Raw genomic sequence first — 16,292 nt, 5'->3', positions numbered from 1 at the left:
GCGCATGATGCTGCAGCGCGACGACCTCACGGCGCTCGCCCGCGGCTATGCGCTCCTCGGCTCCGGCGGCGGTGGCTCGACGACCATGCTCGAGCTGATGCTCGCCGGAGCCGAGGGCTGGCCGATCGAGGTCTCACCGGTCGCGGCGCTGGACCCGGCAACGCCATGCCTGGGTGTCGCCTTCGTCGGCTCCACGATGCTGCTCGGTGAGCGGCTCCCCGGGGCGAACCCGTTCGCCCGGCTGCTGGGCGCGGTCGAACGCTGGATCGGCCATCCGGTGCCGGCCGTCTGCTCTCTCGAGGGCGGGGGCATGAACGGCCTCGCTCCGCTGACGCTCGCAGGTTCACACGTGATCGTCGACGCGGACTGCACCGGTCGCGCAGTGCCCGGCCTCGACCAGATGTCGTTGTTCGTGGATCAGGTGCCCGGTCTCGTGTTCGCGTGCGACACGGGGTCCGACGGCGTCGCGCTCGTCGAGGCGCACCGCGCGATCGACGCCGAGAGGGTGGTGCGGTCGGCGATCGTCCAGGCGGGCGGGGTCGGATGTGCCGTGCTCGGCGGGTTCACGGTCGGCGATCTGACGGAGCACGCGATCGGTGGACACCTCGCCTACGCGCTCGAGCTGGGCCGGGCCTACCTCGCAGCCTCGGCAGCACCCCTCCCTCTGCTCGCGGACGTCCTCGGGGCGGAACTGCTCGCCGAGGGTCGCATCATCTCGGTATCGCCCTGGGCGCACGATCCACACGTGAACGCGGTGGAGATCAGCGGTCTCACCGGCGCAGTCCATCGCGTGGTCAGCCGCTCCGAGACCCTCGCGGTGCTCACGGATGGCCGTCTCGTGGCGTCGGCGCCGGAGATCATCGTGGTCGTCGACGCGATATCGCGCGAGATCCTCGAGGTGACCGAGCTCCGGCTCGCGCGCACGGTGGCGGTGCTCGCGATCCCGGCGCCTCCCTGGTGGAACGCCAGAGCGGACCGACGCGCGAAGGTGCTGCCCTCGGCGTACGGCCTCGAGGGTGTGGACGCCGCGTGAACGAGAGACTGCAGCTGAGCGCGCTGCTCGCCCACTCCGAGAACGGCGCCCTCAGGCGTGTCGCCGGACCCGTGGATGCACTGTGGGATGCCGTCGCGGTGGGGGCGAGTGAGGCAGAGCTGGTCGAAGCCGGCACCGGCCGACTCGCGATCATCACGGCGGCAGCGCCGACATCGACCTGGCAGCAGGATGCACTGCTGCGCCGCCTGCGTGATCGCGGGTACTCGGGGCTCGCCCTCCCCGGAGCCGCCTCGTTCGACGCGGGCGCGTTCCGCCTCGCAGACCGGATCGGCCTCTGCCTGCTCGATGTCGAGCGACCGATCCAGCTCGCGAGGGCCTGCTGGATGCTGATCGAGGCGCGGGATGCGTTGACGCTCAGTCAGGTGCGCAAGGTCGCCCAGTCCTTCGAGTACGCCGCCGATGACCTGGCCGACCTGCTCGGCCACATCGCCGCGAACCTCGGCGTCGGAGCTGCGCTGATCGACTCGTCCGGCGTGCTCCAGGAGGCGGGTGCTCACCTGGACGAGCGGCTGCACGCCGCGATCGGCTTCGAATCCTGGCTGGATCGGACGAGCATCGGGGATGCTGCGGCCGCATCGGTGCGCGTGGACAGCCCGGGGCGCAGCGGTCTGCGGCTCGTGCTGTTCGGCCGGGGGCTCGGTGAGGCGCAGGTGCAGTCGCTGTCCGTCGCGGCCGAGGTCGCGATGCCCGCCGTCGCCGCACGCATCCTGATCGACGAGGTGGCGGCCGTGAACGACGTCGCGGTGTCGTCCGGACTGCTGCGGGACTTCGTCGACCTGCACGGTGCGGCGGATGCCGACGTCGAACGACGGATGCTCGAGCGCGGGTGGCGCACCAGCGGACATCACCTCGGCTTCCGGATGGTGGCACGGGGCCGCCTCGACTCCTTCTCGCTGCTGCGTACGGTCAGCGCCGGCCTCAGCGCCATCGACGGCGAGGCGCATGCGACGACGGCCGGTCGTGGACTGAGCGGGTGGCTGACCTTCGCCGAGTCGCCGGATCCGGATCAGGTGGAGCGGGCCGTCGCCGCTCTGCGGGACCTGCATCTCGGGGTGCTGCGCGATTTCGCCGTCGCCACCGGGGTCGGCTCGCTCCAGGGCGGTTCGGAAGGCCTCGCAACGACGCTCGACGAGGCGGGCGACGCGGCGCGCATCGCGGCATCGCGGTCGGCGACGGGATGGTTCGTACGGGTGGACAGTCTCGGACTGGAGCAGCTCCTTCTCGCGTGGACCGGCAACGACACGTTCGTTCCCGCGGCGGAATCGCTGTTGGCTCCGCTGCGGGAGGGAGGCGGCGAACTGCTCGTCACGCTCTCGGCCTACCTCGACCACGAATCGGGCATCGCCGCGACCGCGACTGCGCTGGGCCTGCACCGCAACACCGTGACCATGCGGATCAGACGCGTGCAGGAGCTTCTCGGCATCGACCTGACCGACCCGGAGGCGCGCCTCGCCCTGCACCTCGCATGTCGCGCGGTGCAGCCGCGTTGAGCCGGGGAGTCTTCACTCCTGCGGGTCGCCGTGCAGCATCCACGGGATGCCGAACCGGTCCACGAGCATCCCGAACAGTCCACCCCACGGGGGCACGTCGAGCGGCATGGTGATCGTCGCCCCGTCCGAGAGCCCGTCCCACACGGTGCGGGTGGTCTCCTGCGAGTTCCCGCTCAGCGAGACCCAGAATCCCTGCGGCTTCTCGTAGGGCATGCCGTCGGGGGTGTCCGAGGCCATCAGCACCAGACCGTCCGGAGTGTCCAGCTGCGCATGCATGATGAGGTCCCGCTGGCTCGGATCCTGCACCATGTCGGGGAACTCCCCGAACGTGTTCACCACGAGGTCGCCCCCGAGGACGCGTTGATAGAACTCCATCGCCGCGCGGGCCTCGGTGCGGAAGGACAGGTACGGGTTGAGAGCGGGCATGAGAACTCCAGGAGGCTGACACGGACGACACGGCCGGTGCCGCTGAGGCTCAGTCTGCGCCGCGGTCGTCGTGCCCGCAAGAGGTTCAGGCCGGGAGCGCTCTGACCGCGGCGGTGAGTACCTGCGGCACGGTCGGGACGCCGGCGGCGCGGAACACTTCGAGGCCACTGGCGTCGCGGATGATCACCGTCGGTGTGACCTCGATGTCGAGTCTCTCGGCGGTATCCGGGTCTCGCGCGACGTCGATCTCCGTGATGGTCGCGTCGGGAAGGAAGCGTGCCGCCTCGGCCAGCACGGTCCTGGTCCGTGCACACGCGCCGCAGAACGACGACGACACCAGGGTCAGTTCCATCCGCACCTCCTCGGACGCTCTCGCGTCATCACCACAGGTGCAACCTCCGCCCGGTTCGTCGTGTTCCCCGACCGGCTCCAGGACGCTATTGCGCGGCGAGCCACTCGGCGAAGCCCTGGTGCCCGAGGTCGGCGTCGGGGCCGGGGAGCGCATGGCCCGCCCTCATCCCCGCCATCTGCGGCCCCGGCACGTTCACGGTGGGCACCCAGCCGCGGTATCCGCGACGTCGAGCGAAAGCGCGGACCATGTCGGACAGCTGCTCCTCGCGGGGTCCGGCGAGGTCGCGTACCCGGCCCTGCGGTTCCGCCCCTGCCAGTGCCGCGAGACGTGCGCCCACCTCACGGGCTGCCACAGGCTGGGTGCGGGCGTTCGGGGCGAGGTGGAGTGGTCCGAGCTTCGCCCGCTCGAACATCTGCCCGGCGAACTCGTGGAACTGCGTCGCTCGCAGGATCGTCGACGGCACGCGGGATCCCTCGACGATCTTCTCCTGGGCGATCTTGCCGGCGTAGTAGTCGTACGGGATGCGGTCGATCCCGACGATCGACAGCAGCACGAGATGTCCGACACCCGCGTCGGCAGCCGCAGCGGACAGGTTCCCGGCCGCCGCGGTGAAGAACTCGATCGCCGTGCTCGCCTTGAGGGTCTCGACGCTCACGACATCGATCACCGCATCCGCGCCGGCGAGTGCCTCACCCACGCCCTGCCCGGTCACGAGGTCCACTCCTCGGGATCGGCTGAGGACGACGGCGTCGTGGCCGGCCGATCGCAGCGCCTCGACCGTGTGTCGACCGACGGTCCCGGTTCCTCCTGCGACGGCGATCCTCATGTGCGTTCTCCTTCGTCTCGGTCCATCCTCGTCTTTTTCGCCGAGCCGGACGAGCGCGAACGCAGTCGGAAGGCTTCCGATGAGCGGATCCGCCGCTGGGTACGATGGCGCTGTGACCACATCGACCGTGCGCCCCGGCATCGCCGAGAGGCTTTCGCAGATGATCCGGATCCCGACGGTGTCGGCCGAACTCGATGAACGCGGCTCGGCTCCGTTCGAGGAGTTCGTCGCGCTGATCGCCGAGCTCTACCCGTTGACGCACGAGAGGCTGCGTCTGGAACGGCACACCGAATTCGGCCTGCTGTTCCACTGGAAGGGGAGCGGGAGTGCTGCGGCGGACGAGGGGCCGGTCGTGCTGATGGCGCACTACGACGTCGTCCCCGTCGACGAGAGCGACGCCTGGACGCACCCGCCCTTCGCGGGCGTGATCGCCGGCGGATCGGTCTACGGTCGAGGTGCTCTCGACGACAAGGGGCCGCTGATCGTGATCCTGGAGGCGGTCGAGAATCTGCTCGCCGACGAGTTCGTCCCGCCCCGCGACGTGTACCTCTCCTTCGGCGGCAATGAGGAGACGTACGGACGCGCCGCCGAGGAGATCGCGCGGGTGCTGCGCGACCGGGGAATCGTCCCCTGGCTCGTCGTCGACGAGGGCGGTGCCGTCGTCGATGCGCCCTTGCCGTTCGTTCCCGGACGGGCCGCGATGATCGGTGTCGGCGAGAAGGGTGTGATGACCCTGCGGCTCTCTGCACGGGGCGAAGGCGGCCACGCCTCGGCCCCGCCGGCCCTCACGGCGGTCCGCCGCATCGCCAGGGCTGTCGACCGACTCGGCCCGACGACCTTCCGCCCCCGTGCCTCGAAGGCGATCCTCCGGATGCTGTCGCAGTTGGCCGCGCAGACGCCGGGCACGGCTCGCCACCTGCTGCGGTTCCTCGGCTCTGCGCCGCTGCTGACCGCGCAGATCTTCGCCGCGCTGGGTGGTGAACCGGCCGCTCTCGTGCGCACGACCGTCGCGCCGACGATGCAGTCCGGAGGAACCGCGGCGAACGTGCTGCCGTCGCAGGCTTCGGCCACCGTCAACCTGCGCATCGCGCTCGGGGAGACCACGCAGCAGACGGCGTTCCGGGTGCGCCGGCGGGTCCGCGATCCGCTCGTCGCGGTCGAGGTCGTCGAAGCGAGCGAACCGTCGCCGGAATCATCGACCGATAACGCTCAATTCGCTCTGCTGGCCGACGCGCTCGAGGTCGCGTTCCCCGGCGTGCCTGCCGTCCCGTATGTGATGATGGCGGCCACCGACTCGCGACACTTCCATCGCTTCTCACCCGCGGTCTATCGGTTCGCGCCGCTGGACATGTCGAATGCGCAGCGCGCGTCGATCCACGGCGTCGACGAGAGCGTGGAGATCGCCGCGCTGGAACGGGGAGAGCGGTTCCACAGGGCGCTGCTCGAACGGCTAGGGTGATCTCACCCTCCCCTCGGAGCCTGCCGGGGGACCCGAAGCAGAAGCAGGAGACGCGATGACGCGCACCCGCACCCTGGGCACCCTCGCCGTCGTGGTCGGCTTTCTTGCCTTCGTGGAGTTCACGAGCGGTGTGCTGCAGGGGTACTACACCCCGATGCTCACGGACATCGCCCGCCATCTGGGCATCCACGACGCCGACGTGAACTGGCTCGAGGGCACGCAGCTGATGCTGTCGGCACTCGTCGTCCCGGCCTTCGCCAAGCTGGGCGACATGGTCGGGCACAAGCGCATGCTGCTCATCTCCACCGCGGTCACGGCGGCCGCGGCGCTGGTGCTGCCCTTCACCGATTCGTTCCCGGTGTTCCTCGCCGCGTGGGCGCTGATGGGCTTCTACGTCGTCTGGCTTCCACTCGAGATCGCCCTGATCTGGTCGCGTTCGCGCCGCATGGAGGGTCGGTCGTCGATCACCGCCAAGGCTGCGGGGCTGCTCGTCGCCGCTCTCGAGGGCGGCGCGATCATCGGCGCCCTGGTCGGCGGTGCGCTCATCGACGTGCTTCCCCTCACCGTCGTGCTGCTGGTCCCGGCCGTGCTCATCGTGGTGTGCTTCTTCGTGATCCTCTTCGGGGTCAAGGAATCGCCGGAGCCCACCGGCGGTGTCTTCGACACGGTCGGCCTCGTGCTCATCTCTCTCGCCCTCGTCTGCTTCACCGGCGGGCTCAGCCTGCTCCGCCTGGAGGGCGGTCTGACCAACCCGTGGTCCTGGGCGGTGGTGATCCTCGGCGTGCTGCTCGTGGTCCCGTTCGTGCTCTGGGAGCTGCGCTGCGCAGACCCGCTGATCGACGTGCGCATGTTCCGCTCGCCCGCGCTCGGACCGGTGTTCCTCACGGCCGGGCTCTTCGGCGTCAGCGTGCTCGGCGCGCAGGCCCCGCTGTCGACGTTCGCGCGCACCGACCCATCGGTGTACGGCTACGGTCTGGGCACGACCGGCTTCGCCACCTCGTTGATCATCGGCGTCTACCTCATCGCCATGATCACGGGGGCGCTGCTGTTCCCGACGGTGGCGCGGCGTGCCACACCGCGGGTGACGCTGATGGGAGCGTCGATGCTGGTCGGCATCGGCTTCCTCCTCTTCCTGCCGTTCCACGGCTCCTATGCGCAGGTCATCACGAACATGGTGGTCGTGGGGCTCGGGTCCGGGGCACTGGTCGCGGCGCTCCCCGCGGCGGCGGCCTCCGCGGCTCCGGCCACGCAGACCGGCGTCGCGACGGGCCTGACGAATTCGGTGAAGACCGTGGGCGGAGCGATCGCGTCGTGCGTCTTCGGCATCGCGCTCCTGCACGGCGTCGCGAGCACCGCCGGCGCGACGGATGCCACCGCCGGTTCGCTCGCCGGGTACTTCACGGTGTGGATCGTCTGCGGGGTGACGGCGCTCGTCGCCGCCGTGATCCTCGTGTTCGTCCCGAAGACCGCATTCACCGATCGTGCCCCGGAGGTCGAGGTCGCGCCGGCGCTCTGAGCGTCAGGCCCGCAGGTGGAGCGCGTTCACGATCCGCGGCCATGCGAGTGCGCCGAGCTCCGCGTCGGCGGCGGGAGAGCCTCCCCGCGCCATCGTCACTCCTGCGGTCACGGCCGATTCGCCGGGGAGCAGCAGTCGGTGCCCCGCGTCCGGGTGAGTGATCACCGTCGTGTCCAGACCCTTCGCCGTGCGGCGTTCGACGAGCTCGCGGGCGAATCGGGTGCTGGGCCAGACGCGGTCGTCGCCGCCGGCGACGAGCACGACGACACCGTCGATGTCCTCCGCCCGGATCGCGGCGGCTGCGGCGGCCGAAGGGTCACGATCGACGCTCGACTCGTACAGAGCACGATACTCGGGCGGGTCGGTCGACGGCGTCCACGACGGATCGAACGGGACGAACGGCATCGGGGTACCCCGACGGGTCCAGTGCGACGACCAGGTCCCCTCTGAGTTGCCAGCCCAGACGACAGAGGACGGGGCGACGGCGACCGTCGCATCGATCGGGTGCAGGGACGCGGTCACCAGCGCCGCCTCCGCTCCGAACGATGTTCCGAAGATCGCCACGCGATCGGCGTCACGACGCAGCAACTCCACCTCTTCGACAAAGGTCTCGATCGGCACTTCGTGCGGGGCAGGGCGCTGGCTGATGCCGCCGAACCAGCGGATGGCCCTCACACGGGCGCCGTGCCGTGCCAGCATCTCCGCCCGCTCGACCTCCACACGCCCGCTGGATCCGGCGAGGAGCAGGACAGCCGTGCCGCACGGGTTCTCCGGGAAGGCATCGTGGCGGTCGGCCGGGTGCACCCCGATGCTGTGTCGAGGCGTCATCGTCACTCGCGGTCGAGGCCGAACGTGCGTTTGACGAGCGCCTGCACGTCGCGGTCGAGACCGTCGATGCGGGTGTTCACGGAATCGAAGCGGGTGTTCATCTCGGTGCGCAGCCCATCGATCTGGCCGTTCATCTCGGTGCGCAGCCCACCGATCTGGCCGTTCATCTCCGTACGCAGGCCCCCGATCTCGCTGCGGAGGATGCGGACGAACAATGTCGAGACGACGGTGAGCGTGCTGAACATCAGCACGGTGAACGACCCGATCATCGTCCAGATCTGCGCGTCGTTCATGACTCCCACTCCCTCATCGTCGCATCGATCCGGCAAGCCTGCCAGAGCGCAGGAGCCGAAGATATCGGTTGCCCACGATCCGTGGATGACACGCTCTCCGTCGCGTCGGTGCAGGAAGGACTGGGCGGGGGAGGCCCCGCCCAGTCCCGGTCAATCGCCCTTCACGTTGACGACCTGCCGCAGCGTGTGCCGGATCGACACGAGGCTCGCGGCATCCGCCATCACCCGGTCGATCGGCTTGTACGCCTGGGGGATCTCGTCGATGAACGCGTCGGTGTCACGGAACTCGATGCCGGCCATCGCCACACGTAGCTGCTCGTGAGTGAAAGTCCGTCGCGCCGCGGACCGCGAGTACTCCCGGCCGGCGCCGTGCGGCGAGGAGCTCAGCGACTGCGGGTCACCGAGCCCTTCCACCACGTACGAGGCGGTGCCCATCGATCCGGGGATCAGACCCTGACGACCGGCGTCCGCCTGGATGGCGCCCTTCCGGGACACCCATACCTGCTTTCCGTAGTGCTTCTCCGACTCTGTGAAGTTGTGGTGGCAGTTGATCCGCTCCTGCTCCTCGACCGGAGTGCCGAGGAACTCCGACACCTGGCGGATGACCCGATCCATCATCTCCTCCCGGTTCAGCAGGGCGAAGTGCTGTGCCCACCGCAGCTCCCGGATGTATCGGGTGAACTCCGGTGTGCCTTCGACGAGATAGGCCAGGTCGGGGTCGGGGAGGTCGATCCACCACTGCTTCGCGAGCCGCTGCGCGACACCGATGTGGTGGCCGGCGATCTTGTTGCCGACGCCTCGCGACCCCGAGTGCAGGAACAGCCACACCCGGTCGAGCTCATCCACCGACACCTCGATGAAGTGGTTCCCGGATCCCAATGTGCCCAGCTGCAGGCGCCAGTTCCCGGCGTACTGTGCGGGGTCGAAACCGCTCTTCTCTGCCAGCTGCTCGAGCTCGGCGATGCGAGGCTCGGCTGTGGCCACGACCTTGCGGTTGTACCGGCCGGCCGACAGCGGGATGGCACGCTCGATCTGCTCCCGGAGCTCGGCGAGTTCGCGGCCGTCGAGGTCGCTCCTCGTGAACTGCGTGCGGACGGCGATCATGCCGCAGCCGATGTCGACGCCGACGGCGGCGGGGATGATCGCGCCGAGCGTCGGGATGACCGAGCCGACCGTCGCCCCCTTGCCGAGGTGCGCATCCGGCATCAGCGCCAGGTGCGGGTGGATGAACGGCATGCGGGCCGTGGTGCGCGCCTGAGCGAGTGTCTTCTCGTCGATCAGTGACGCCCACGACAGCAGCCGTGCGGAGAGCCTCTCCATGATTCCTTTCCTTGTGGTGGTGTTCAGCCACAGGTCAGGGGAGTCTCCAACGGAAGAACGCCCCGGACCTGACGGTACGGGGCGTTGCGAGAGCGGATGCTGTCACACGACGCGTGCCGGAGGGTACGACTCGTAGCGGTCATTGCGCTTGTGCTGAAGCTGCAAGACCGCGGCGATGGGGAGGTTCCGCTGCGCGGTCATCCGTCGACTCCTCGGCTGGTGTGCTGCACCGATCGGCACAGCTTTGCCACCCTAGGGCGCGACACGCCCGGGAGTCAACTCGCCTCGCGAGGAGGGTTGTACATGAACTCGATCCGGATGCCGTCGAGGTCTTCGACGAAGGAGGCGAAGTAGCGCTCCGAGTAGCGGGGGTACTCCTTGGGCTCGCGCACGGCCGTCCAGCCGGAATCCACCGCGATCGCGTGCAGGCGTTCGACGTCGTCGCGCGAGGGCACCGCGAACGCGATGTGCTGCCAGCCCACGCGGCCGTGCCGGTGCGGAGTGGTGTCGTCATCCCAGGTGTAGAGGATGATCTCGGTCTCGTCGCCGTTGTTCCACGAGATCGAATGATCGTTCGCTCCGCCGCTGACATACCCGAGGGCGGAAAGCACGGGATGGAACTGCGCCCTGCCGCGTTCGAGGTCGGTCACGGTGATGCCGAGGTGATCCAGAAGTGCCATGTGCCGAGTCTCCCAGCAACGGCCGACGTCGCACTAGTGCGGAGCGTGGTACTCCGCCTCGCCGCGCTTCCAGTACCCCTTCACGACTGCTTTCGCACTGTCGACGCCCCACCGTTCGAGCAGTGCCCTGCCCGGCTTGACGATCGACTGCTCGGCGGCGACGAAGACGAACGGGTCGAGGCCGACCGTGTCATCGGCCGTCAGCCCCTCGAGGAAGGCGATGAGGGCGGAGCCGGAGGGCTTCTCTCCCCGGTGCAGCCACTCGACCTCGACCGGGGCCTCGACCTCGACCTCTCGGCCGGGGTTCACCGTCTCGATCACGATGCGTGCAGGAGTGCCGTCGGGGATGAGCGCGGCGAACCGTCGGATCGCGGGGATCGCCGTCTCGTCGCCGACCAGCAGCCACGATCCGGGCTCGCCGACCAGCACGGCCGCCCCGCGGGGGCCGCCGACGCCGATCGTGGATCCGAGGGGCGCGTTCGCCGCCCAGGGGGCGGCGACTCCCTGGTCGCCGTGCACCGCGAACTCGACGTCGAGCCAGTCGTCGCCCCAGGCGAGCGGCGTGTACTCGCGGCTCGGGGAGGCGCGCAGCTCCTCGACGGAATCCGTCGGGCCCGCGGGGAAGAACAGGCGCATGTGGTCGTCGGAACCGGGCGAATCGAAGCCGGCGAGATCCGAGCCGGTCAGTCGCACCCGCACGAAGTCCGGCGCCAGCCATTCACGCGCGCTCAGTGTGACGTTGCGGAAGCGCAGCTCGAGGCCGCGACGCTCGATCGAGAAACCGGATTTCGTATCGCTCATAAAGTAAGGCTAACCTAAATGAGACGGCGCGGGTGATCCCCGTGCGTCGCCCCGGCGCCCATCGTGTGCGCACCGATCCCGCAGAACAGGAGTCTCTCCATGTCCGTGCCCAGAACCCTCACCGCTACGAGTGCCGCTCTCGTCGGCCTCCTCGCCCTCGCCGGGTGCACCTCCGGAGGCTCGGAGGAAACGGAGAAGACCGAACCGGCAGCAGCCACCGTCACGATCGAGGACAACACGGGCACGAAGGAGATCGCCACCCCACCCGCATCGGTGGTCGCCCTCGACAACCGCACCTTCCAGACGCTCTCCGACTGGGGCGTCGAGCTCTCCGCCGGGGCCGTGGCACTCATGCCGGAGACCGTGTCGTATGTGAAGGACGACGGGATCGTCGACATCGGCCTGCACAGCGAGCCGAACCTCGAAGCCGTCGTCGCCGTCGAGCCCGACCTGATCATCAGCGGCCAGCGTTTCACGCAGCACAACGCGGCGATCGCGGACCTCGTCCCCGACGCCACCATCGTCGACCTCGAGCCGCGTGACGGCGAGCCCTTCGACGAGGAGCTCAAGCGCCAGGTCACGGTGCTCGGCGAGATCTTCGGCAAGCAGGACGAGGCGAAGAAGCTCGTGGACGACTTCGATGCCGCCGTCGAGCGCGCGAAGGCCGCATACGACGACGCCGACACCGTGATGGCCGTCAACACGTCGGGAGGCCAGATCGGCTACCTCGCGCCGACCGTCGGCCGATCGCTGGGACCGATCTACGACATCCTCGGACTCACGCCCGCTCTCGAGGTGGACGATGCGAGTGACGACCACCAGGGCGACGAGATCTCCGTCGAAGCCATCGCCTCCTCGAACCCGGACTGGATCCTCGTGCTCGACCGCGATGCGGTGTTCGCCGCTGAGACCCCCGACTACGTGCAGGCGGCCGAGATCCTCGAGAGCTCCGAAGCCCTCGCCTCGGTCACCGCCGTGAAGGAGAAGCAGCTCGTCTACATGCCGACAGACACCTACCTGAACGAGGGCATCCAGACCTACACCACGTTCTTGAACGACCTCGCCGACGCCCTCGAGAAGAGCGCGAAGAACTGAGCTGACGCGGCGGCATCCGGGTGATCCGGATGCCGCCGCCGCACCACCATGGTCTCCACAGACATCGCTTCGCCGCCCCGCAACGCCGGGCGGCTCTTCGACGTGAAGCTGCTCATCGGCGTGCTCGTCGTCGCCGCCCTGCTCGTGATCTCGCTCTTCACGGGTGTGTACGACATCGCCGGCGCGGACGACGGCGCGCAGATGTTCCAGATCACACGTATCCCGCGCACGGTCGCCCTCGTCCTGGCCGGCGCCTCGATGGCCATGGCGGGACTGGTGATGCAGCTGCTCACCCAGAACCGCTTCGTCGAGCCGACCACGACGGGTACCACGGAGTGGGCAGGGCTCGGCCTCCTCGCCGTCATGATCCTCGTGCCGCAGCCGTCCCTCCCGCTGCGGATGGCCGGTGCGGTACTGGCAGCCTTCGTGGGCACCATGGTGTTCTTCGCGTTCCTGCGGCGGGTGGCGCTCAGATCATCCCTGATCGTCCCGATCGTCGGCATCATGCTCGGTGCCGTGGTGGGTGCTCTCTCGACCTACCTCGCTCTGGCCACGAACTCGCTGCAGATCATCGGCGTCTGGTTCGCCGGCAGCTTCACCTCGGTGATGCGCGGCCAGTACGAGATGCTCTGGATCGTGGCCATCATCGGCGTGATCGTCTTCATCGTCGCCGATCGACTCACCATCGCCGGACTCGGCGAAGAGATCGCGACCAACGTCGGGGTGAACTACAACCGGATCATCCTGCTCGGCACCGTCCTGATCGCTGTCACCACCGGCGTGGTCACCGTCGTCGTGGGAAATCTCCCCTTCCTCGGATTGATCGTGCCGAACATCGTCTCGATGGTGCGCGGCGACGATCTGCGCAGCAACCTGCCCTGGGTGTGTCTGCTGGGGATCGGGATCGTCACGGTCTGCGACATCATCGGGCGCACGATCATCATGCCCTTCGAGGTCCCGGTCTCGCTGATCCTCGGGGTCGTCGGCGCCGTGGTCTTCGTGCTCCTCCTGCTCAGGCAGCGTCGACGTGGCTAGCGGCGTGATGCGCGCCGCGATGAGCGACGCGGCGACTGCCGGAGGGCTCCGTTCGGCGGGCTCCTTCACGACCCCGCAGGCGCGGCGTCGGTACTTCCTCGTGCTCGGCATCCTCATCGTCCTCGCCGCAGGTTCCGGTTTCGGTCTGCTCGCGTGGGCGAATCCCATGCCCGTCGGCTCCGCGGGCTTCTGGCGCATCGCTCAGCACCGAGCGACCGACGTGACCGTGATGGCGCTCGTCGCCGTCGCTCAGGCCGTCGCCACGGTGAGCTTCCAGACCGTGACGAACAACCGCATCATCACGCCGTCGATCATGGGCTTCGAGTCGCTGTACCGGGTGGTGCAGACCTCGACCGTGTATCTGTTCGGCGTGGCGGGCATCGTTGCCATCCAGGGCGTGGGGCAGTTCGCGATCCAGGTGGCGATCATGGTCGGCCTCGCGGTGGCGCTCTACGGCTGGCTGCTCTCGGGTCGTTACGGCAACCTGCAGATCATGCTCCTCGTCGGCATCGTGATCGGAGGCGGTCTCGGCGCGATCGCCACCTTCATGCAGCGTCTGCTCACCCCCAGCGAGTTCGACGTGCTCGCCGCGCGTCTGTTCGGCAACGTGTCCAACGCCGATCCCTCGTACCTGCCGCTGGCGATCCCGCTGGTGGTCGCGGCCTCGGGGCTGCTGTGGCTGCGCTCGCGCCGGCTCAACCTGATGGCACTCGGTCCGGATGCCGCGCGCTCACTCGGCGTCGATCATCGGCGCGAGCTGTTCATCGTGCTGTTCCTCGTCGCCGTGCTCATGGCGACCTCGACCGCGTTGGTGGGGCCGATGACCTTCCTCGGCTTCCTGGTCGCGACGCTCGCGTACCAGTTCGCCGATACCCATGATCACCGGTTGATCTTCCCGGTCGCCGTCCTCACGGCCTTCACCATCCTGGCCGGGGCGTATTTCGTGATGAAGAACATCTTCTACGCGCAGGGCATGGTGTCGATCCTGATCGAGCTCGTGGGCGGCATCGTGTTCCTCATCGTCATCCTCAGAAAGGGCAGGCTGTGATCGCACTCGACGGCGTCCGCCGGGACTACAGCAGCGAGGTCGCGATCGGCCCCGTCGACCTCGAGATCCCCGCCGGCGGCATCACCGCTCTCATCGGTCCGAACGGTGCAGGCAAGTCGACTCTGCTCACGATGATCGGGCGTCTCAGCGGGATGGACGCCGGAGCCATCGAGATCGCCGGACTCGATGTGGCCTCCACGAAGTCGAAGGACCTGGCGAAGGTCGTGTCGATCCTGCGCCAGGAGAACCACTTCGTCACGCGCCTCACCGTGCGTCAACTGGTCGGCTTCGGGCGCTTCCCGCATTCGAAGGGTCGGCTGAACCGCGCGGATGAGGAGATCATCAGTCGAGCCATCGACTTCCTCGACCTCGGCGCGCTGGAGGGCAGGTATCTCGACGAGCTCTCCGGTGGGCAGCGCCAGCGCGCCTACGTCGCGATGGTCCTCGCGCAGGACACCGAGTTCGTGCTCCTGGACGAGCCGCTCAACAACCTCGACATGCGGCATGCGGTGCAGATGATGAAGCACCTGCGACGCGCGTCGGAGGAGCTCGGGCGCACGATCGTCATCGTGCTGCACGACATCAACTTCGCGAGCCACTACGCCGACCACATCTGCGCCATGAAGGATGGAGCCGTCGTGGAGTTCGGGGCGCCGGCCGCGATCATGACGGACGACGTCCTCACGCGGGTCTTCGACACTCCCGTGCGCGTTGTCGACGGTCCGTCAGGGCCGCTCGCCGTCTACTACTGAACTGTGCCGCTACTGAACTGTGCCGCTACTGAACTGTGCCGCGACTGAACTGTGCCGCTACTGAACTGTGCCGCGTTCCCACGGGCGAGGGGATCGAGGTCAGAGCTCGATGCCGTGGTCCTCGTCGTTGACGCCGGCGTTGTTGCCGCGCCGCGATTCGTACCCGAGGAACCAGCCCAGCCACACGATCGCGGCGAGCAGCACACCGAGCCAGACGTTCTGGAAGATCAGCCCGATCACGACGCCGACGATCAGAAGGCCGACGGTGACGAGGATGCGCAGCATGGAACGGGACATGGCACCAGCATAGGTGCCGGTGTCAGCGGCGGCGATGGTCCTCCGGTGCGAGGCGAGGACCCCGTCGCGGTTCCTGCACACCGCTGGCGTGGATGAGGCGCACGACGCGTTGCCGCTGCCCGGACCAGGGGGAGAGGAGTTCGATCATCCCGTCGTCATCGGTGCGAGTGCCGGTCAGGGCGTAGCCGACCTGGTGGGCGAGGTGGTAGTCGCCGACGCTCACCGCGTCGGGGTCGCCGAGCGAGCGGATGCGGGTCTCCGCCGATGTCCACACCCCCACGCCGGGAAGGCTCGTGAGCACCCGATCGCGATCAGCCCCTGTGGAGGCCGTGCGTACGGCGCGGGCGATGCGGTCTCCGCGTTCAGCCGCACGCACGATGGTGCGAGACTGCGGTGGCTCGACTCCGGCTCTGTGCCAGGCCCAGGAAGGGATCCGGTGCCACTGCTCAGGTGCTGGCGCGGTGAACATCGGGCGCGGCGTCGGTCCCGGCGCGCGCGTTCCGAAGCGGCTGACCAGCCAGCGCCACGCGCCGAAGGCCTGCATGCCGGTCACCTTCTGCTCGATGATCGCGCACGCGAGCGCGTCGAACACCTCGTCGGTGCGGGTCAGGCGCAGTCCCGGATGCCGCCGCGCGGAATCGGCGATGAGGGGGTGATGCGACGCGTCGAAGTCCCCGGCGTCGTCGTGCGCCCCGCACAGGGCGGGGACGAGCTCGAGGGCCGGACCCGATCCGGGGCCCCACGCCGTCGCGCGCACCTCGCCGCCGATCATTCGCAGCGCCAGGGTGGCCGGTCCGAGCGGCGTGCGCATCGCCCGCCAGATGACCGGCCCGTCGATGACCATCGTCGGGTCGTTGCCACCGCGTCGGAGCATACCCACGGTGCTGCGCAGATCGAGCTCGTGCGGCGGTCGGTAGACCGTCTCTCGAGGGGCCTCCGAGCGAGCGGCTCCTGCCTCAGCGGGGTCGGCCGTCAGAGTCATGCGCCCACCCTACGCTCCGGTCCTGACACCGGAGTCCT

General features: G+C 68.8%; 18 protein-coding genes. 8 read left to right on the top strand and 10 right to left on the bottom strand.

Going from position 1 to position 16,292, the window contains the following annotated elements; all coding sequences use genetic code 11:
• Positions 1–4 precede the first annotated feature (4 nt).
• Both MOX01_RS15635 and MOX01_RS15630 read left to right on the top strand, forming a co-directional pair.
• Positions 5–1,033: an S-methyl thiohydantoin desulfurase domain-containing protein gene (locus MOX01_RS15635; protein WP_046747272.1), complete on the top strand. Its 1,029-nt coding sequence runs from the start codon at positions 5–7 to the stop codon at positions 1,031–1,033.
• Positions 1,030–2,544, top strand: a complete 1,515-nt coding sequence (locus tag MOX01_RS15630) for a PucR family transcriptional regulator (RefSeq protein ID WP_141370444.1) — start codon at positions 1,030–1,032, stop codon at positions 2,542–2,544. Before MOX01_RS15635 ends, MOX01_RS15630 begins: the two co-directional genes overlap by 4 nt.
• 12 nt (positions 2,545–2,556) lie before the next feature.
• On the opposite strand, the gene MOX01_RS15625 is transcribed toward MOX01_RS15630, so the two are convergent.
• The 3 genes from MOX01_RS15625 to MOX01_RS15615 form a co-directional block, all read right to left on the bottom strand.
• Positions 2,557–2,970 carry a VOC family protein gene (locus tag MOX01_RS15625; protein ID WP_061015542.1) on the bottom strand — a complete coding sequence of 138 codons (414 nt, stop codon included), beginning with the start codon at positions 2,968–2,970 and terminating at the stop codon, positions 2,557–2,559.
• 85 nt (positions 2,971–3,055) lie between these two features.
• Positions 3,056–3,322 (bottom strand): thioredoxin family protein, encoded by a 267-nt coding sequence (locus MOX01_RS15620; RefSeq protein ID WP_061015541.1) that lies wholly within the window; start codon positions 3,320–3,322, stop codon positions 3,056–3,058.
• Positions 3,323–3,407: 85 nt separating this feature from the next.
• Complete coding sequence (locus MOX01_RS15615; RefSeq protein WP_141370442.1) at positions 3,408–4,148, bottom strand: SDR family oxidoreductase; 741 nt, start codon at positions 4,146–4,148, stop codon at positions 3,408–3,410.
• Between the two features lie 112 nt (positions 4,149–4,260).
• Here MOX01_RS15615 and MOX01_RS15610 point away from each other — a divergent pair, with 112 nt between their 5' ends.
• Positions 4,261–5,607, top strand: a complete 1,347-nt coding sequence (locus MOX01_RS15610; protein ID WP_141370440.1) for a M20/M25/M40 family metallo-hydrolase — start codon at positions 4,261–4,263, stop codon at positions 5,605–5,607.
• A 55-nt stretch (positions 5,608–5,662) separates the two neighbouring features.
• On the top strand, positions 5,663–7,123 hold the full coding sequence (locus MOX01_RS15605; RefSeq protein ID WP_141370438.1) for an MFS transporter: 1,461 nt from the start codon (positions 5,663–5,665) through the stop codon (positions 7,121–7,123).
• Positions 7,124–7,126: 3 nt separating this feature from the next.
• On the opposite strand, the gene MOX01_RS15600 is transcribed toward MOX01_RS15605, so the two are convergent.
• From MOX01_RS15600 to MOX01_RS15580, 5 genes are all read right to left on the bottom strand, one after another.
• Positions 7,127–7,951, bottom strand: coding sequence for an acyl-CoA thioester hydrolase/BAAT C-terminal domain-containing protein (locus MOX01_RS15600; RefSeq protein ID WP_141370436.1), 825 nt, complete (start codon positions 7,949–7,951; stop codon positions 7,127–7,129).
• Positions 7,952–7,953: 2 nt separating this feature from the next.
• Positions 7,954–8,244: a hypothetical protein gene (locus tag MOX01_RS15595; RefSeq protein WP_230977957.1), complete on the bottom strand. Its 291-nt coding sequence runs from the start codon at positions 8,242–8,244 to the stop codon at positions 7,954–7,956.
• A 150-nt stretch (positions 8,245–8,394) separates the two neighbouring features.
• Positions 8,395–9,564, bottom strand: coding sequence for an RtcB family protein (locus MOX01_RS15590; protein ID WP_141370432.1), 1,170 nt, complete (start codon positions 9,562–9,564; stop codon positions 8,395–8,397).
• 275 nt (positions 9,565–9,839) lie between these two features.
• Positions 9,840–10,244 carry a VOC family protein gene (locus tag MOX01_RS15585; RefSeq protein WP_058630444.1) on the bottom strand — a complete coding sequence of 135 codons (405 nt, stop codon included), beginning with the start codon at positions 10,242–10,244 and terminating at the stop codon, positions 9,840–9,842.
• 33 nt (positions 10,245–10,277) lie between these two features.
• On the bottom strand, positions 10,278–11,045 hold the full coding sequence (locus tag MOX01_RS15580) for a siderophore-interacting protein (RefSeq protein ID WP_141370430.1): 768 nt from the start codon (positions 11,043–11,045) through the stop codon (positions 10,278–10,280).
• Between the two features lie 99 nt (positions 11,046–11,144).
• Between MOX01_RS15580 and MOX01_RS15575 the strand changes: the two genes are divergently transcribed.
• From MOX01_RS15575 to MOX01_RS15560, 4 genes are read left to right on the top strand one after another with little or no spacing between them, the layout of a single operon-like run.
• Entirely contained in the window at positions 11,145–12,140 is a 996-nt protein-coding gene (locus tag MOX01_RS15575) for a siderophore ABC transporter substrate-binding protein (RefSeq protein WP_058630446.1), read from the top strand.
• A gap of 48 nt (positions 12,141–12,188) precedes the next feature.
• Complete coding sequence (locus MOX01_RS15570; RefSeq protein WP_046747284.1) at positions 12,189–13,175, top strand: ABC transporter permease; 987 nt, start codon at positions 12,189–12,191, stop codon at positions 13,173–13,175.
• A 19-nt stretch (positions 13,176–13,194) separates the two neighbouring features.
• Positions 13,195–14,223 (top strand): iron chelate uptake ABC transporter family permease subunit, encoded by a 1,029-nt coding sequence (locus tag MOX01_RS15565; protein WP_046747428.1) that lies wholly within the window; start codon positions 13,195–13,197, stop codon positions 14,221–14,223.
• Positions 14,220–14,975 carry an iron ABC transporter ATP-binding protein gene (locus MOX01_RS15560; protein ID WP_046747285.1) on the top strand — a complete coding sequence of 252 codons (756 nt, stop codon included), beginning with the start codon at positions 14,220–14,222 and terminating at the stop codon, positions 14,973–14,975. Before MOX01_RS15565 ends, MOX01_RS15560 begins: the two co-directional genes overlap by 4 nt.
• 99 nt (positions 14,976–15,074) lie before the next feature.
• Here the strand turns inward: MOX01_RS15560 and MOX01_RS15555 are convergent, their stop codons facing one another.
• Both MOX01_RS15555 and MOX01_RS15550 read right to left on the bottom strand, forming a co-directional pair.
• Entirely contained in the window at positions 15,075–15,272 is a 198-nt protein-coding gene (locus MOX01_RS15555; RefSeq protein ID WP_021198082.1) for a hypothetical protein, read from the bottom strand.
• 22 nt (positions 15,273–15,294) lie between these two features.
• Positions 15,295–16,254: a DNA-3-methyladenine glycosylase family protein gene (locus MOX01_RS15550; protein ID WP_061015532.1), complete on the bottom strand. Its 960-nt coding sequence runs from the start codon at positions 16,252–16,254 to the stop codon at positions 15,295–15,297.
• Positions 16,255–16,292 lie beyond the last annotated feature (38 nt).

Origin of the sequence: Microbacterium oxydans (genome assembly GCF_006540085.1) — a bacterium.
GTDB classification, from domain to species: domain Bacteria; phylum Actinomycetota; class Actinomycetes; order Actinomycetales; family Microbacteriaceae; genus Microbacterium; species Microbacterium oxydans.
Note: the sequence above shows the minus strand (reverse complement) of the source record. Positions and strands in the feature narration are given on the sequence as shown.

Coding starts and splice junctions, on each gene's coding strand:
- MOX01_RS15575 (WP_058630446.1), top strand. CDS start 11,145: ATGTCCGTGCCCAGAACCCTCACCGCTACGAGTGCCGCTCTCGTCGGC.
- MOX01_RS15555 (WP_021198082.1), bottom strand. CDS start 15,272: ATGTCCCGTTCCATGCTGCGCATCCTCGTCACCGTCGGCCTTCTGATC.
- MOX01_RS15580 (WP_141370430.1), bottom strand. CDS start 11,045: ATGAGCGATACGAAATCCGGTTTCTCGATCGAGCGTCGCGGCCTCGAG.
- MOX01_RS15635 (WP_046747272.1), top strand. CDS start 5: ATGATGCTGCAGCGCGACGACCTCACGGCGCTCGCCCGCGGCTATGCG.
- MOX01_RS15565 (WP_046747428.1), top strand. CDS start 13,195: ATGAGCGACGCGGCGACTGCCGGAGGGCTCCGTTCGGCGGGCTCCTTC.
- MOX01_RS15585 (WP_058630444.1), bottom strand. CDS start 10,244: ATGGCACTTCTGGATCACCTCGGCATCACCGTGACCGACCTCGAACGC.
- MOX01_RS15625 (WP_061015542.1), bottom strand. CDS start 2,970: ATGCCCGCTCTCAACCCGTACCTGTCCTTCCGCACCGAGGCCCGCGCG.
- MOX01_RS15615 (WP_141370442.1), bottom strand. CDS start 4,148: ATGAGGATCGCCGTCGCAGGAGGAACCGGGACCGTCGGTCGACACACG.
- MOX01_RS15570 (WP_046747284.1), top strand. CDS start 12,189: ATGGTCTCCACAGACATCGCTTCGCCGCCCCGCAACGCCGGGCGGCTC.
- MOX01_RS15595 (WP_230977957.1), bottom strand. CDS start 8,244: ATGAACGACGCGCAGATCTGGACGATGATCGGGTCGTTCACCGTGCTG.
- MOX01_RS15550 (WP_061015532.1), bottom strand. CDS start 16,254: ATGACTCTGACGGCCGACCCCGCTGAGGCAGGAGCCGCTCGCTCGGAG.
- MOX01_RS15605 (WP_141370438.1), top strand. CDS start 5,663: ATGACGCGCACCCGCACCCTGGGCACCCTCGCCGTCGTGGTCGGCTTT.
- MOX01_RS15620 (WP_061015541.1), bottom strand. CDS start 3,322: ATGGAACTGACCCTGGTGTCGTCGTCGTTCTGCGGCGCGTGTGCACGG.
- MOX01_RS15590 (WP_141370432.1), bottom strand. CDS start 9,564: ATGGAGAGGCTCTCCGCACGGCTGCTGTCGTGGGCGTCACTGATCGAC.
- MOX01_RS15600 (WP_141370436.1), bottom strand. CDS start 7,951: ATGACGCCTCGACACAGCATCGGGGTGCACCCGGCCGACCGCCACGAT.